The 14,998-nt window shown below is 70.7% G+C and carries 11 protein-coding genes; 2 read left to right on the top strand and 9 right to left on the bottom strand.

From position 1 onward, the window contains the following. The 5 genes from D7W81_RS31805 to D7W81_RS31785 form a co-directional block, all read right to left on the bottom strand. The coding region (locus D7W81_RS31805) for an ABC transporter permease (protein WP_147445692.1) at window positions 1-1,777 on the bottom strand (1,777 nt) is incomplete at its 3' end. A 206-nt stretch (window positions 1,778-1,983) separates the two neighbouring features. Then, window positions 1,984-4,707: a PQQ-dependent sugar dehydrogenase gene (locus D7W81_RS31800; protein ID WP_120559162.1), complete on the bottom strand. Its 2,724-nt coding sequence runs from the start codon at window positions 4,705-4,707 to the stop codon at window positions 1,984-1,986. 54 nt (window positions 4,708-4,761) lie between these two features. Continuing rightward, window positions 4,762-5,316, bottom strand: coding sequence for a hypothetical protein (locus D7W81_RS31795; RefSeq protein WP_147445691.1), 555 nt, complete (start codon window positions 5,314-5,316; stop codon window positions 4,762-4,764). 97 nt (window positions 5,317-5,413) lie between these two features. Beyond that, the gene (locus tag D7W81_RS31790) at window positions 5,414-5,944 is read right to left on the bottom strand and encodes a hypothetical protein (protein WP_120559160.1); all 531 of its coding nucleotides are present in this window, start codon (window positions 5,942-5,944) and stop codon (window positions 5,414-5,416) included. Between the two features lie 177 nt (window positions 5,945-6,121). Further along, entirely contained in the window at window positions 6,122-6,676 is a 555-nt protein-coding gene (locus D7W81_RS31785) for a hypothetical protein (protein ID WP_120559159.1), read from the bottom strand. A gap of 182 nt (window positions 6,677-6,858) precedes the next feature. On the opposite strand from D7W81_RS31785, the gene D7W81_RS31780 reads away from it, so the two are divergent. Continuing rightward, window positions 6,859-8,190 carry an alpha/beta hydrolase family protein gene (locus D7W81_RS31780; RefSeq protein WP_120559158.1) on the top strand — a complete coding sequence of 444 codons (1,332 nt, stop codon included), beginning with the start codon at window positions 6,859-6,861 and terminating at the stop codon, window positions 8,188-8,190. 3 nt (window positions 8,191-8,193) lie between these two features. On the opposite strand, the gene D7W81_RS31775 is transcribed toward D7W81_RS31780, so the two are convergent. From D7W81_RS31775 to D7W81_RS31760, 4 genes are all read right to left on the bottom strand, one after another. Next, on the bottom strand, window positions 8,194-8,553 hold the full coding sequence (locus D7W81_RS31775) for a hypothetical protein (protein ID WP_120559157.1): 360 nt from the start codon (window positions 8,551-8,553) through the stop codon (window positions 8,194-8,196). Next, window positions 8,550-9,578: a prephenate dehydrogenase/arogenate dehydrogenase family protein gene (locus D7W81_RS31770; RefSeq protein WP_120559156.1), complete on the bottom strand. Its 1,029-nt coding sequence runs from the start codon at window positions 9,576-9,578 to the stop codon at window positions 8,550-8,552. The genes D7W81_RS31775 and D7W81_RS31770 overlap by 4 nt, the downstream gene beginning before the upstream one ends. A gap of 99 nt (window positions 9,579-9,677) precedes the next feature. After that, window positions 9,678-11,180, bottom strand: coding sequence for a zinc metalloprotease (locus tag D7W81_RS31765; RefSeq protein WP_120559155.1), 1,503 nt, complete (start codon window positions 11,178-11,180; stop codon window positions 9,678-9,680). 105 nt (window positions 11,181-11,285) lie between these two features. Next, a complete protein-coding gene (locus D7W81_RS31760; protein ID WP_120559154.1) occupies window positions 11,286-12,644 on the bottom strand; it encodes a DoxX family protein in 1,359 nt (452 codons plus the stop codon). Window positions 12,645-13,070: 426 nt separating this feature from the next. On the opposite strand from D7W81_RS31760, the gene fusA reads away from it, so the two are divergent. Continuing rightward, a partial coding sequence (gene fusA / locus D7W81_RS31755; RefSeq protein ID WP_120559153.1) for an elongation factor G occupies window positions 13,071-14,998 on the top strand: 1,928 nt, incomplete at its 3' end.

The raw sequence follows: 14,998 nt of genomic DNA, 5'->3' as shown, positions 1-14,998 counted from the left end.
GGTCCATGTCCGTGTCCACGGTGCGGCCCAGCGGGTCCTCTCCCGGCCAGAAGCGGCGCGCCGCCTCCGCGTTGATCAACACCGCGCGCCCTCCCGCGCCCCGGTCCTCCGGCAGGAGCCCCCGTCCGCGCAGCACCGGCACGCGCATCGCCTCCAGCGCCCCGGGCGTGACGATGCGGATGCTGGCCTGCCAGGGCTCCGTGCCCGGCGGCACCGGACGCCGTGGGTCACGCACCGCCAGCGTCCAGCGCCTGCCCTCCATGGGCACCGCATTCACCGCGCCCGCCGCCTCCACGCCGGGCAGGGTCCGCAGCCGCTCCAGGAGCCCGTCGTAGAACGCCGCCGGTGCCGCGCTGCCAAAGGCGTAGCGGAAGGGCGGCAGGTCGAGCTTCACCGTCAGCACGCCGTCCGTCTGGAAGCCCGGGTCGATCCGCCGCAGGTGCACGAAGCTGCGCAGGAGCAGCCCCGCGCTCACCAGCAGCAGCACCGCCAGCGCCGTCTCCGCCATGATGAGCGCCGCGCGCGTGCGGTGGTGGTGCGCGGCGCCTCCCGCTCCCTCACCCGTGGTCCGCAGCACGCGCGCCAGCTCCACCCGCGACGTCTGCCACGCGGGCACCAGCCCGAAGAGGAGCGTGGTGAACACCGACAGGCCCGCCGTGAACGCCAGCACCGTGCCGTCGAGCGACACCTCGTCGATGCGCGGAATGTCCCGGGGCCCGAACGCCGCCAGCGCATCCAGCGCCCACATGGCCGCGAGCAGCCCCGCCACACCGCCCAGCACCGACAGGAGCGCGCTCTCCACCAGCAGCTCCCGCGCGATGCGTCCCCGGCTGGCGCCCAGCGCGAGCCGCACGGACGTCTCCCCCTCGCGCGACGCGGCCCGCGCCAGCAGCAGGTGCATGAGGTTGGCGCACGCGATGAGCAGCACCAGTCCCACCGCGCCCAGCATCAGCAGCAACGAGGGACGCACCTGGCCCAGCAGCACGTCACGCAGCGGCTCCAGGCTCGCGCCCATGTCCGCGTTCGTCGCCGGGTACCGCGCCGCCAGGCTCTTCGCGACCGCCGAAGCCTCCGCCCGCGCCCGGGCCAGGTCCACGCCCGGCGCCAGCCGTCCATACACCTCCAGCCAGTGCGCGCCGCGCGCCTCCGGCTTCGTCATGGACGCGTCCTGGACCAGGGGCGTCCACACCTCCGCGCGCGAGGGGAAGTCGAACCCCGGCGCCATCACGCCCACCACCGTCCACGGCAGGGGTCCGCCGAGGTTCAGCGAGCGGCCCAGCACGTCGGCGCTGCCACCCAAGCGGCGCTGCCAGAGCGCGTGCGACACCACCGCGACCTGGGGCGCCCCCGGTGCGTCATCCCCGGCCTGAAGCGCGCGGCCCAGTTGCACGCGCGGGCCCAGCACCTGGAAGAACCCGGCTGTCACCATCGCGGCCTGCACCTTCATGGGCGAGGCCTCCGTGCGGTCCGCCCCGAGCGTCACCATCGCGGGCGCCACGGCGGCCAGTCCCTCGAACGCCCGCGTCTCTTCGCGCAGGTCCGCCAGGTCTGGCGGCGACGTTGGCCCCGGGCCCTGCCGGCCCACGCTGAACAGCCGCACGAGCCGCGCGTCGTCATGCATGGGCAACGGCCGCAGCAGCACCGCGTGCACCACGCTGAAGATGGCGACGTTGGCGCCAATGCCCAGCGCCAGCGTGGCCACCGCCACGACGGTGAAGGTGGGGCTGCGACGCAGCCGCCGCAGCGCGAGCCGGAGGTCCTGGAGGAGGGTGGCCATGGCGGACGCGCTTGAGCATGGCGCATGCCACGGGGCCGGGACAGCCACCCCCGGGCAATGGCGGCGATGCACGCGTCAATCCGCTGACCGGCGCTGGGAATCCGCATCCCGTTTCCGGACACGCACACGGACCTGGACGCGGTACCGGCAAGAAAACGGGAGGGCGTCCAAGCAGGGCGCCCTCCCGTTCATGCTTCAGCGGTGGCTCATTCCGCGCGCGAGCGCTTGCGCCGGGTGGCCAGCGCGACGAGCGCCAGCCACGCGAGCGGGGCCACCGGGGCCGCGCCACAGCCGCAGCCGGAGTCCTCCTCGGGCGGGGGCATGCTCGTGCCCGCGTCCGGCGTCCCCGTGCCCGCGTCCGGCTGCCCGGCTTCGCAGCTTCCGTCCCCGACACAGACCGTCACCGTGGCTTCAGAGGTCGCTCCCTGCGTGTCCACCACCACGAAGCGCACGGTGTGCGGGCCCGGCGTCAGGCCCGTGGTGTCCCATCGGTTGTGCTCGCCACCGAAGTGGAAGTGGTTGTCCGTCCGGACGTCCGTGTGTTCCAGCGTGCCGTCCACGTAGAACTCGGCGCGGGTGCAGCCCACGTCGTCCACGCAGTCGCCGAAGAACTCCCCCATGGCGCCGGACACGCGCTCGCCCTGGGTGGGACGGGTGAGGACGGCGCGCGGCGCCTCATCCGCCTTCGTGGTGACGGTGAAGGTCTGCTCCCCGTCCGGCGGTACGCCATTGGCCGCCCGCACGCGCACGTCCACGGTGCCCACCGCGGAGGGCGTCCAGGTGATGAGGCCGGTGGCCGCGTCGATGCTCATGCCCTGCGGCACCGTCCCCTCCAGCGAATAAGTGGGCACAGGCCGGCCCACCGCCTCCACGTCGTAGCGCCAGGCAGCGCCCACCACTGCGGCGGTGACGGGCTTGGAGGAGATGGCGGGGGACAGCGGTTCGTCATCCGCCTCCACGGCCTCCAGCGTGCGCGCGTCCAGACCCGGCATGGCGACCGTGATGGTGGCCATGCCGTCCACGTTGTCCGCGTCCTGCGCGGCCTGGAGCGTGACCGTCTTGGGCGTGTTCCAGTTGGACGTCGTGAACGCGAGCGTGGCCCCGGACGCCACGGTGAGGTCCGCATCCCCCTGGGTGAGCGCGACGGTGACGGTGACGTTCGACGTGGGCCGCAGGGAGAGGGACACGTCGAAGGTGGCGGTGCCGCCCTCGGGCACGGAGAGCCGGGCGGTGGACAGCACCAGCCGGGGCGAGTTGTTGTCGATGGTGGTGGCCACCACCGCCTCGTCCGTCAGGCCCTCCGACGTGACGCTGAAGGTGGCGGTGTCCGCGACCGCGTCCGCGTCCTCCACCGCCTCCAGCATGACGGCCTGGGGCACGCTCCAGTCCTGCGGAGAGAAGGTGAGGGTGCCGCCGCCCATGACGCTCAGGTCCTCGGAGCCGCCCAGGGCCCGCGTCACCCGCACCGTCACGGGCGCGGTGGGCGCCTGGGCCAGCCGCACGGTGAAGACCGCGCGGCCCCCCTCCATCAGGCGCAGGTTGAGGCCGGACACGACCAGCTTCTGCCCGGAGGCCGCCGGGGTCACCCGCCGCACGACGCTGGCGGTATGGCCAATGGCGTAGAGCGCGCCGTCCGGGCCTACGGCCATGTCCACGCTGGAGGAGAACCCCGTCCCCCACGCGTCCACCGTCGCCACCGAGTCGTCCGCCGCCAGCGTGGCGCGCGTCACCTGCCCGCTGTTGTAGTCACCGAAGAAGTAGTTGCCGCGGTACTCCGGCGGAAAGAGCGTGGCGTCGTAGAAGGTGCCGCCGGTGATGGAGCCGCCCAGCGCCTGCGTGTTCGCGCTGCCCCCGCCGCTCGTCGCGTCCGGCAGCCCCGGCTGGGCCACGGTGAAGGTGGTCGTCGTGGGCGCGTTGTTGGCGCTGGCGACGTAGAAGTCGCCGTTGAAGCTCGTGTCCCCCACGCCCTCGATGGAGAGCTTCTCCCCCTTGCGGAAGCGGTGCGCCGCCGTGGTGGTGAAGGTGGTGACGCCCCCGCTGCGCACCGCGCCCGTGGCGGTGAAGGTGCGCTGGTCCGTGGAGTTGGTGCGGTACTTGATGACGGGGGTGATGTAGTCGTTCCCGGCGGGCTGGTTGTTCTCGTAGTCGTTGTAGCCGGCGTGGGAACTCCGGGTCACGACGAAGACCTGCTCGTAGCCGTCGCCCACGCCGTTGACCCACAGCTGGCCGGTGGTGGGCTGGAACGTGAGGGTGAACGGGTTACGCAGGCCGCGCGCCCAGATGTATTCGTTGTTGGGGCCCACGCCGTCGTTGAACGGGTTGTCATTGGCGGGCGTGCCGTCCAGGTTGGCGCGGCTCACCTTGGCCGCCATGGACGTCAGGTCCGCGTCCACGCCGGAGCCGTTGCCCAGGTCGCCAATGGCCCAGTAGAGCTTCCCGTCCGGACCGAAGCCCAGCCCGCCGCCGTCGTGGTTCTGGCCCTGCGTGGGCAGCCGCGTGACGACCTCCGTGCGCGCGACGCCGGTGCCGTTGGAGTCCGTGTAGCGCACGATGCGCTGCTCGGAAGCGGAGACGGTGACGAAGAAGTAGACGTACCGGTTGACCACGTAGTTCGGGTCGAACGCGATGCCGATGAGGCCGCACTCGCTGTTGGTGTGGACCGCCGGCTCCGTGGCGAACGTGCGCGTCACCAGCGTGGAGGTGCCCGGCTGCGTCTCCAGGGCCCCGTCCTTCAGGGCCACCGTCCGAACGACGCCGTTCTTGAGCGTGATGAACAGCCGCCCCGAACCATCCGGCGCCCACGCCATGCCGGTGGCCGAGCCCAGGCTGGTGGACGAATAGTTCGTTTCCACGAAGCCGGCGGGCACGGCGGCCCGGGCTGGCGAGGACATCATCAAGAACAGCAGTGAGGCCATGAGGGGGGTACGCATGGCCCCGAACCTACCGCACCCCGAGTGGGGCCAGCCCTCTACCTGGAGGAGTCCCTACCGGGTCGCGGTGAAGTTCCGCTTGATGCGGCAGCTCACGCCGTCCGGGCCGGAGGAGGCGCCATTCAGCTCGTACGTGCCCTCGATCTTCGAGCCATCGCTGGCGGAGCGGGGCGCGGGCGCGACCACCGTTGACTGCAGCCGGAGGCTGTACGCGGTCGTCTCCGTGAGTTGCCGCGTGCCCAGCAGGTCCAGGTCCCGCAAGGGCTCGCCGGTGTAGTGGGCCTCCAGGTCCGCGCCATCCAACGTGGCCGTGGCGAAGATGTCCCTCAACTCCAACACGAGCGGTCCCTTGGGCAGGCCCAGCCCCAGCTTCTGGCAGGCCTCATCCACGGGCGAGGTGTCCGCGAACTGGAACGTATAGCTGCCCGCGATGGCGCAGCCGCCTTCACAGACGAAAGGCGAGTCGCCGCCTCCGGAGGAACTGCTGCCACAGCCCGGGTTCCCCATGCCGCTGCCCATCGTCATCATGCCCACGGCCAGCAGCACGGGGATGCGCAGGAACGTCACGGCCTTCGGGGAACGGGCGCTGCGGGGGGATTCAACATGCATGGAAGACTCCAGGTGGAACGGGAGGCGCGCAGGATAGCCAACGCCTGCCCTCTTTCACACCTGGGGTCCGTGGTGCTTCACGCCGCAACGTTGTGCGTCACAGCGTGACGTTGCCCGACACCACCGCGGTGAAGTTGCAGGGGATGTCGCTGGACAGCGTGGCGCAACTGGACGGCTGCGCCGGGGTCCACGTGGTGGCGTTCAGCTTGATGGCCGCCTGCGCGCGCTGGCGGTAGACACCGGCGGCGTAGGGCGTGGGGTTCGCCGTCTGGCCACCGAAGTCCGTGTTGGTCTCCGGCCAGCAGCTGCGGCTGCCCGGGATGGCCGTCCAGGTGACGGTGCCCGTGCTGCTCACCGACCGCTTCTCCACGGTGGAGCAGATGTAGATGATGGGGTAGTCCTGGTCGCAATCCCAGGCGGACGCCTGCGCGCTGATGGGGCCCCCGATGTCATACGTGTAGGGCTTCGTCGCTTCGACCACGCACGTGGTGCCCGGGATGGCTTTCGTCACTTCGGACTGGACCTGCGCGATGCCGCTGGGGGTCTTCTCCGTTGCTTCCGGCGCGGGACCACAGGCGCTGAAGGCAAGGACCGCCACGGCGAGGCTGCACGTCTTGAACTTGAGCATGGGGGAGTGTCTCAGGGGGAAGGGGCTTGCTGGCGCTGTCGCCGCCCATCGTCTGAATCCCATGCATGTCCATGGTTTCCAGGTGAGAGGCGACTAGCGCGTCAGCAAGGTAAAGCCCTTCATGCCCTGTCGTCCACCCACGCGGGGTGCAGGGGCGTGGGTGCACGCCCCGTGCGGTTACGGCTGGCGGGACGCCACGCTGGGCGCGGCGACCATTGCCTGGCTGAACTTGCGGGCGCCGTCCGAGAAGGCGCCCCGTGCGACCTCCTGCCCGGAGGTGCTGAGTACCTGGGCGAACACGCGGTCGAAGCCCTTCTCCAGGCCCATGGACTTGTGGGGCTCGCCCTTGGAGTCCGCGACCATGTAGAGCGACGTGTCCAGCTCCGGCGGAGGCGTTTCGCCCTTCTGGCGGAAGAGGTCCTTCATGGCGGTGAGCGACTCGTTGTGGCTCTTGCGGATCTCCCCGCGGGCCATGCCCTTGAAGAGGCCCGAGACGTCGCGCAGGTCCACGTGGATGACGACGATGGGCTTCTTCTCACGCACGTCGTAGAGGAACTGGGAGGCGTGCTGGCGCAGCTCGTCCCGGGTGCCCTTGTTCGCGTACAGCACCAGGGTGGGGCGGCCCTGTCCGATGGGGACCTCCTTGCCGAACACGTCCTTGAGTTCGGAAGCGGCGGCCGGAAGGGCTCCCAGCAATCCGAGCAGGCAGGTCAGCAGTGCGGTCTTCTTCATGCAGTGGCTCCGAAAGGTGAACAGACGCATGGGTCCACCAACAGCGCCATGTCCACCCTGAATCCCCAGCGGTGAATTGAATCTGTGCCGCCTGCTCATGAGGGGCCAGGAGGCCGGGTGACAGCAGGGCCGCCCCCCGGTGTTCAACCCGCCAGCAGTCACTTCGCTGGAGGCCAGAGACCATGGGCATCACACTGGACCGTCGCTCCCTCATCCAAGCCAGCCTGGGGCTGACCGGAGGGCTCACGCTCCTCCGGGGCGCTCCCGCCGTGGCGGCCGGAAGCCCTTCCACGCCCTCCGCCGAGGAGCCCCGGCCCTGGTGGGAGCTGGGGTTGATGGCGGACCCCATCATGGAGAGCCAGCTGCTGCACTTCCTGGCGGCGACCTACAGCGCCCAGTCCGACATCAGCGAGGTGCTGGACACGGCGACCCGCATTGTCCCGGGGGATGACTGGAGCTGGCCCACTGAGTGGGTGAACACCGCGGACCGCATCCGCGCCATGGGCGACGTGAGCCTTTCGCGCCGCCATCCCATCAGCGCGGGCAATGCCTATCTGCGCGCCGCCAACTACTACCGCGCCGCGCTCATCCACCACCCCGAGCCCACGCACCCGAGCGTGGTGGCCACCGGGCGCAAGGCCGTGGCCGCCTACGACAAGGCGCTCCACCTGTTGAAGCTTCCGGGCACCCCCGTGCGCATCCCGTACGAGGGCACCACGCTGCCCGGCTACTTCTTCCGCGCCCCGAGCGCCCGGAGCATCGCGCCGCTGCTCATCTTCCAGCAGGGCCGCGACGCGTGGCCGGAGGAGTCCAAGTACGTCATCGACGCGGCGCTCGCGCGCGGCTACCACTGCCTCATCGTGCACGCGCCCGGTCAGGGCATGGCCATCCGCGAGCAGGGGCTGCCCTTCCGCCATGACTGGGAGCACGTCATCCGGCCGGTGGTGGACTTCGCCCTGTGCATCGCGGGCGTGGATTCGCGGCGCATCGCGCTGCTGGGGTGGAGCATGGGAGGAGCGCTGGTGCCGCGCGCCGCCGCGTTCGAGCGGCGCATCAAGCTGCTCATCCCGAACCCCGGCGTCCTCAACTGGGGCGAGTCCTCCTTCGAGCAGTTCAACACCTACTTCCCGGACGTGATGCCGCTGCTCGACAGCGACCCGCAGGCCTTCGACGCGGCCATGGCCCGCCTGATGGACCAGGTGTTCCTGTACCGCTGGTACATGAAGGACGCGATGTTCAAGCACGGCGTCAGCACGCCGTCCGCGCTGCTCTTCGAGTTGCGCCGGTACAACAACGAGCCCGTCGTCCACCGCATCCGCTGCCGCACGCTGGTGATGGACGGCACCGGCGAGGCGTTCTCCCAAGGGCAGGCCCGGCTGCTCTTCGACGCGCTGGAGTGCCCCAAGGACTACATGCTCTTCACCGCTGGGGACACGGGGCTCCTGCACTGCCAGGAGGGCGCGCAGGCCGTGGCCAATCACCGCATGTTCGACTGGTTGGACGAGTACCTTTGAGGCTCAGTCCAGCACGCCGCTGGGCTCTCCGCTGAACAACACGAACTCCGCCTCTTCCAGGGTGGAGAACGCCCGGCCATGGCGCTTCAGGTAGTGGGGGAGGCGCATGGCGAGGCCATTACCCAGCTGCATGACGTCCCGCACGAGCGCGCCATTGCCGGGCATGCGCGTCCAGTGCTGAAGCTCGCCGGCCACCAACGCAAAGGCGCCTCCGAGCCGCGCTTCGTGTTCGAGGATGCGCTTCACCTCCGCGGCCTCGCGCTGCCAGGCCTGCGTCTCCCGTGCGTGGTGCCTGCGCTCCGCTCGCTGCTGGGCGCGCTGCCTCGGGCGAGGCCGGGAGGGACTCGAAGGCCGCCACGTCATCGCAGGCTGCTGCCCAGCACGGCGCGGAAGACGGCCTCCACCTCCTGCGCATCCGCGCCCAGCTCCCGGGCCCACGCCCGGCGCACGGCGAGCAGCGTCTCCGTTCGCGCGGGCTCGTTCCCCTGCGCCCGGGCGCGGCGCTGGCGGCGGACCAGCTCCTCGCGGCGGGCGAGCAGTACCACCAGCTCCCGGTCGAGCTCATCGATGTGCTCGCGCGGTTCGCGGGGCGCGGGTGTCGCCGGCTCCAGCCCGGGCACGGCGAGGCTCGCCGCTGCGCGCGCCTGGGCCACGGTGGGGGCCGCGTCCAGGTCGCGGTGGATGCCCTGGAGCGCCGCGAGCAGCCGCCCTCGCGCCTCGGTGGCGAAGGGGTTCTCCTGCTGGATGGCGTTGAAGAGGTGGCCCGCGTCCGCGCGCACGGTTTCGATGGTGCGCGACAGCGCCTTGAAGCTGGCCGGCGCGAAGGGCACCTCCGCCGCCGCTCCCGAGTCCACCATCCCCTTGGCCACGAAGAACGTGAGCGCGTGCGTGCGCGCCATCACCCGGTCATGGCCTTCCGGCGTCTGCTCAATCACCTCGCAGCCCAGCCCCTCGTAGAAGCGCCGGGCGCGCGCGGCCGCTTGCGGATGCAGCGGGTTGGGGCAGAGCACGACTCGCATGGGGCGCTCGGCCATGGCCAGGCTCAAGGGACCAAAGAGCGGATGCGTCCCCACCCACGGCACCTGCGCGCCCAGCACCTCCGTCAGCACCTCCACGGGCTTCACCTTCACGCTGCCCACGTCCAGCACCAGGTGCTCCGGCGTGAGGAAGGGCCGCAGCGCGTTCAGCACGTCCCGCATCTGGGGCACCGGCACCGCCACCACCACCAGCTCCGCGCCCTCCAGCAGCTCCGGCAGCGAGCGCGCGCGGAGCGGCTCCGGGATGTCGGCCACCGGGTCCAGGGCGCGGTGCTCCACTCCCACCGCCTCCAGCAGCGTTCCCAGCGCGCGTCCAAAACGTCCGTATCCCACGAGTGCGACATGCGGCATGCGCCGGAGTCTACGCGGGCGGGCGCGGATGAACGACCGCCGGGTCCCTCGTGAGGAGGAACCCGGCGGGGACGACCTTCCAGGAGTGAAGGCCAGGGACTACCGGTGGAGAACCATCTGCTGCGTGAGGCAGGAGTCGGTCCGCTCCGGGACGACGAAGAAGGGCTGCTGGCGGCTCAGGCCCTGGGTCGTGCCCAGCCAGCCGTCGCCAATCTGCCCGGCGCCGTCGTACACCAGCGCCAGCCAGTCATGCTGCGACGCCGGGAAGAGGTCCACGCTGTCCGAGTCGCGGTTGAAGTTATAGGCGTAGGACGCGGCCTGGATGACGCCGCTGCCGTTGATGTCCAGGTTCGCGCTCGCGGTGCCGGCGCGCTGCACGCCGTTGACGCGCACGCCGATGTGGGCCAGGTCCGCCTCCGTGGTGGGGGCGATGGGCGCGAAGGCGGAGACCTCGTTGATGGACGCCTCGCTCACGGAGGCGACGCGGACGCGCGAGTAGTCCAGCACGCCGTCCACCCCGTCGATGCGCAGGCCGAACGTCTGGTACTCGTAGTTCATCACGCTCAGGTAGTTGGGCTTGTAGTTGCTGCTGTCGTTGCCGCCGTGCTGCAGGCCGATGTTGTGCCCCAGTTCGTGCATGAGGGTGCCGGCCTGCTGCAATTCCGTGCCGCCCGGGACGGACCAGCCGCCCAGCGTCACGATGAGGTCATGGCCGGGGATGCCGCGCGACAGGCCGCTGGAGGTCGTCGTGCCGTAGGTGTTCGCGAACAGGGCGTAGTGGAAGAAGGGCGCCCGGCGCGACGCGAAGTACTTGCTCTTGAGGGTGTCCACGCCCACCCAACCGGTGTCCAGGTTGGGGATGACGTCCGCGGCGGCGATCTGCGAGTCCAGCACCAGGTGCAGCGCGATGCCCGTGGTGCCGTTGGGGTTGGACACCGGCGCGTTGGCGAAGGCCGTCGTCACGCGGTCCAGCGCCGGCTGCGTGGGCTTGCGGTCCGCGTAGTAGTCCACCTCCACGAAGACGTCCTTCTTGAGGGGGTTCGCGCCCCAGTAGCGCAGGTCCACGCCGCCGTAGCCGTACAGCTCCGCGAAGTCGCTGATGCGGTCGCCGTCCGTGTCGGAGTTGTTGGGGTTGGTGCCGTACTGGGACTCGGCCGCGTCACAGACGCCGTCGCCGTCGGCGTCCGGGGCGAAGAGCGCGCACAGGTAGACGGACTGCACGGCGGAGATGTCATAGCTGTTCCCGTCCTGCGTCACCGTCTCGTACTTGGGCCGGTGGTAGACGGTGACGGAGCGGTAGCCCAGGCGCGAGTAGACGAGCCGCAGGGCCTCCTCGCCGGAGGCCGGCATGACGATCTGGATCTTGTCCTCGCCGTTGTGGTTGCCGTACGCGTCGAAGACGTAGAGGCCGGCAGAGTCCGTCTTCTGGAACGTGGGGTTGGCGCCGCAGCCATTGCCGGAGCAGATGCCGGAGGCCACCGTCACCGTCACGTCCTGCACGGCGCTGCCGGAGGCCGCGTCGTAGATGTAGCCGTAGACACACCCATTCAAGCCGACGAGACCCATGGCGGCCGTCAGCAGGCTCTTGTGAAACGTGGACATACGTCCCCCTCGGAGGAGTCAGGGGCTGGCTTCTGTCGCCAACCGCCAACCTTTACGGCGCGTGCGGCGGATATTCTTTCGGGGGTTTGACTTCCGTGCGCCCGCCTACCGGTTGAAGGGGTACTCCTGGATCCAGTGGAAGCCCCGGTCCACCAGCCGGAACGTGGAGGCATCCACCTTCTTCAACCGGGCCTGGACGGACGCGCCCCGGAAGACGCCTTCGACGACGAGGTGCTCCGCATCCGGCCGGGACCACGCGAGCGTGAACGCCTCCGGGTCCTGCTCCCCCGGGTAGCTGTTCGCGGTCATCTTCAGGCGCTGCTCCGGGGCGTCCGCCATGCGGAAGCGCTTGCCCGAGTCATCCATGAAGCGCAGGGCCAGCCGCTCCCGGGTCCCCACCAGCACGTAGCGCCACGCCGTGGCGTCGCCCGCGAGCAGCGGCACGGCCTGGCCGTCGCGGGTGAAGGACTCCACCACGTAGCCGCCGTGGAGCGGATGGCGCGGCGCGTCCTCGCCATGGCCGGCGTGCCTTGCCAGCGCCTTGCTCCCGTCCGTATAAAGGATCCACCCCGCGAAGAGGACCTTCACCGCCCGGCTGCCGCGCTCCAGCCACGGGTGCGCGAAGGGCGTGCGGAACACCGCCGGCCGGGTGGGCCGGTTGAGCACCAGCACGTTGGCGATGCGCTCCAGGTCCGGCAGGAGCAGGAACACCGCCATGAGCAGGAGGTGGAAGGAGAAGACCTTCACCGGCACGTCGTACGCCAGGTTGAGCGCCACCACGTTGGTCATCACGGTGGCCAGCAGCACCGCGCCGAGCGTCGTGGTGCGCCGGAAGAGCAGCAGCACTCCGCCCAGCAGCTCCATGCCTCCCGTGAAGAGGTTGTAGCCCCGCGAGTACCCCATGAAGGTCCAGAGCAGCCCCATGGGGGAGGACTCGCCGATGGGCTGCACCAGCTTCTCCGGGCTGGGGAAGGAGAACTGCATCCAGAGGACCTTCGACAGTCCGTAGGACACCAGCGTGTACGCCAGGAAGTAGCGCAGGCAGACGCGCACCAGGGCGTGCGCCGTCTCATGCCGCGTGGGCGTCCGGGCCCGCGCGGACCCGATGGCGGTCGCCACGGCCGCGAGCGCGAGGAAGCACGGCAGCTGGACGTAGTGGTACGTCGTGTCCCCGCTGCCGTTGGCGGACGCGGTGAGGTCCGTGCCCAGGTGCAGGACGTGCCGGCCCACCCACGGGACGACGGCCTGCCAGGCCTCGCGGTACGCGCGGCCAATGCGTTGCGTGCCCGGCAGTATCTCCAGGGGGAAGGGGAGGACGTGGAGGAGGAGGTAGACGCTGGTGAACCGGAACGCGAGCCGCCGCGCGAGGCTCCATCCGGCGGGCGCTGGCGGAGCCGGGCTTGTCACGTGCAACGCGGAGGACGTCGCGGCGGGAAGCGCGGCTTCGGAGGGCGCGTGGGTCATGGGGCCTGGAGTCTGGAGCCGGGGCGGCCGGGTTGACAGCGCGGGTTGTCTGTCTTATTTCAATTCCGTCATGAGGCCCGTCACCTTCCATGCCCTGCCGACCCTGAGCGCCTTCGCGCCGGCGGCGGACGTGCGCCTCGCCCCCCGTCACGAGGTTCTGCTCGATATTTGAGCAGGCGGACCGGAAGTCTCCGGTGCGCGCCGTGGCTGGTTGCCCGCGTGCCGTGAGTCCCGTCTCCGCCCGATAAGTCCCGGTGGTGCCTTCGTGTGTCCTCGCGCGTCCCTGAGCGGGCCTTTCGTGCCCGTCCAGACCGTCACGCGCGCTCGCGCCTGAAGACAGCCACCGGTCCATTCCTCTCATCCAACCGGCGTCTCAATCCAACACACCCGCGGGCCTCGCTGCCCGGACGGGAACGGGAGTCTTCCATGCCTCGCACCACGCGCATCGAGCGGTACCGCAACATCGGCATCATGGCCCACATCGACGCGGGCAAGACGACGCTCACCGAGCGCGTCCTCTTCTTCACCGGCCGCATCCACTCCACGGGAGAGGTGCACACGGGCTCCACGGAGATGGACTGGATGGAGCAGGAGAAGAAGCGCGGCATCACCATCACCTCCGCGGCGACGACGGCCTTCTGGCAGCCCCGGCACGGGCGGGAGGCGGGCGTTCCCCACCGCATCAACATCCTGGACACGCCGGGCCACGTGGACTTCACCATCGAGGTGGAGCGCTCGCTGCGCGTGCTGGACGGCGCGGTGGCGGTGTTCGACGCCAGCCAGGGCGTGGAGCCGCAGTCGGAGACGGTGTGGCGTCAGGCGGACCGCTACGGCGTGCCGCGCATCGCGTTCATCAACAAGATGGACAAGGTGGGCGCGGACTTCTCCGCGAGCGTGCAGTCCATGGTGGACCGGTTGGGCGTGCGCCCGGTGGCCGTGCAGTGGCCCGTGGGCGACGGCGCGGACTTCCAGGGGCTGGTGGACCTGGTGCGCATGCGGATGGTGCGCTTCCAGGGCGACGACGGCGGCTTCGACGACGACGCGCCCGTGCCGCCGGAGCTGTTGGAGGCGGTAATGCCGTACCGCATGCGCCTCATTGAAGTGTGCGCGGACGTGGACGCGGCGGTGCTGGAGAAGTTCGTGGACGGGCGGGTGGAGGACATCACGCGGGAGGACCTGGAGCGCGCGCTGCGCTCGGGCACCCTCGCGCGGACGCTGGTGCCGGTGCTGTGCGGGTCGGCCTTCAAGAAGAAGGGAGTGCAGATGCTCTTGGATGCGGTCGTCAGCTACCTGCCGTCACCCGCGGACGTGGCCGTGGTGGAGGGCTTTGCGCCCGGCACCGGCGAGCGCGTCAGCCGTCCGGTGTCGGACTCGGGTCCTCCCAGCGCCCTGGCGTTCAAGCTGATGAGCGACAAGGCCGTGGGCGGCATCGTGTTCCTGCGGGTGTACTCCGGCACGCTGCGCGCGGGCACCGTCCTGCTCAACCCCGTCACGGGGCGCAGGGAGCGGGTGGGGCGCCTGATGTTCATGCACGCCAACCGCCGCGAGGAGGTGGCGGAGGTGCACGCGGGCGACCTGTGCGCGGCGCTGGGGCTCAAGGGCGTGCGCACGGGCGACACGCTGTGCGACCCGGAGGCGCCGGTGGTGCTGGAGGCGTTGAACGTGATGGAGCCCGTGGTGCAGCTCGCCGTGGAGGCGCGCTCTCCCGCGGAGCTCCCGAAGCTGGAGGAGGGACTGCAACGGCTGGCGGCGGAGGACCCGTCGCTGCGCCTGGGCGTGGACCCGGAGAGCGGCCAGGTGCTGCTGTCCGGCATGGGTGAGCTGCACCTGGAGGTGGTCGTGGACCGGTTGAGGACGGAGTTCGGCGTGGAGGCGCGCGTGGGACAGCCGAAGGTGGCGTACCGCGACACGCTCCGGGGCGCGGTGCGCCAGGAGTACCGCCACGTCCGCCAGTCCGGCGGGCCCGGACAGTACGCGCGCGTGGTGCTGGACGTGGGGCCGGCGCCGCGAGGGGCGGGGCTCGTCTTCGTGGACGCCACGAAGGGCGGCACCATCCCCCGTGAGCTGGTGCCCGCGATTGAAAAGGGCGTGGCCGGCGCCATGGCGCGGGGCGTGCGGGAGGGCGTGCCGTTGGTGGACGTGGAGGTGCGGCTGGTGGACGGGGACACGCACGTGAAGGACAGCACGCCGCAGGCGTTCGCGGTGGCGGGCTCGCTGGCGCTCCAGGAGGCCGCCCGTCGCGTGGGCGTGCAGGGGCTGGAGCCGGTGATGGAGGTGGAGGTGGTGACGCCGGAGGAGTTCCTGGGCGACGTGCTGGGCGACCTGGCGTCGCGGCGGGGGCGGGTGCTGGGGAT

This window comes from Corallococcus aberystwythensis (assembly GCF_003612165.1).
GTDB lineage: Bacteria > Myxococcota > Myxococcia > Myxococcales > Myxococcaceae > Corallococcus > Corallococcus aberystwythensis.
The sequence above is the reverse complement of the archived record's forward strand: the minus strand, read 5'-3'. Positions and strand labels throughout refer to the sequence as shown.

Excerpts from the sequence above, each read along its gene's own strand:
- D7W81_RS31800 (WP_120559162.1), bottom strand. The coding sequence starts at position 4,707 with ATGCGTACCCCCCTCATGGCCTCACTGCTGTTCTTGATGATGTCCTCG.
- D7W81_RS31795 (WP_147445691.1), bottom strand. The coding sequence starts at position 5,316 with ATGCATGTTGAATCCCCCCGCAGCGCCCGTTCCCCGAAGGCCGTGACG.
- D7W81_RS31790 (WP_120559160.1), bottom strand. The coding sequence starts at position 5,944 with ATGCTCAAGTTCAAGACGTGCAGCCTCGCCGTGGCGGTCCTTGCCTTC.
- D7W81_RS31785 (WP_120559159.1), bottom strand. The coding sequence starts at position 6,676 with ATGAAGAAGACCGCACTGCTGACCTGCCTGCTCGGATTGCTGGGAGCC.
- D7W81_RS31780 (WP_120559158.1), top strand. The coding sequence starts at position 6,859 with ATGGGCATCACACTGGACCGTCGCTCCCTCATCCAAGCCAGCCTGGGG.
- D7W81_RS31775 (WP_120559157.1), bottom strand. The coding sequence starts at position 8,553 with ATGACGTGGCGGCCTTCGAGTCCCTCCCGGCCTCGCCCGAGGCAGCGC.
- D7W81_RS31770 (WP_120559156.1), bottom strand. The coding sequence starts at position 9,578 with ATGCCGCATGTCGCACTCGTGGGATACGGACGTTTTGGACGCGCGCTG.
- D7W81_RS31765 (WP_120559155.1), bottom strand. The coding sequence starts at position 11,180 with ATGTCCACGTTTCACAAGAGCCTGCTGACGGCCGCCATGGGTCTCGTC.
- D7W81_RS31760 (WP_120559154.1), bottom strand. The coding sequence starts at position 12,644 with ATGACCCACGCGCCCTCCGAAGCCGCGCTTCCCGCCGCGACGTCCTCC.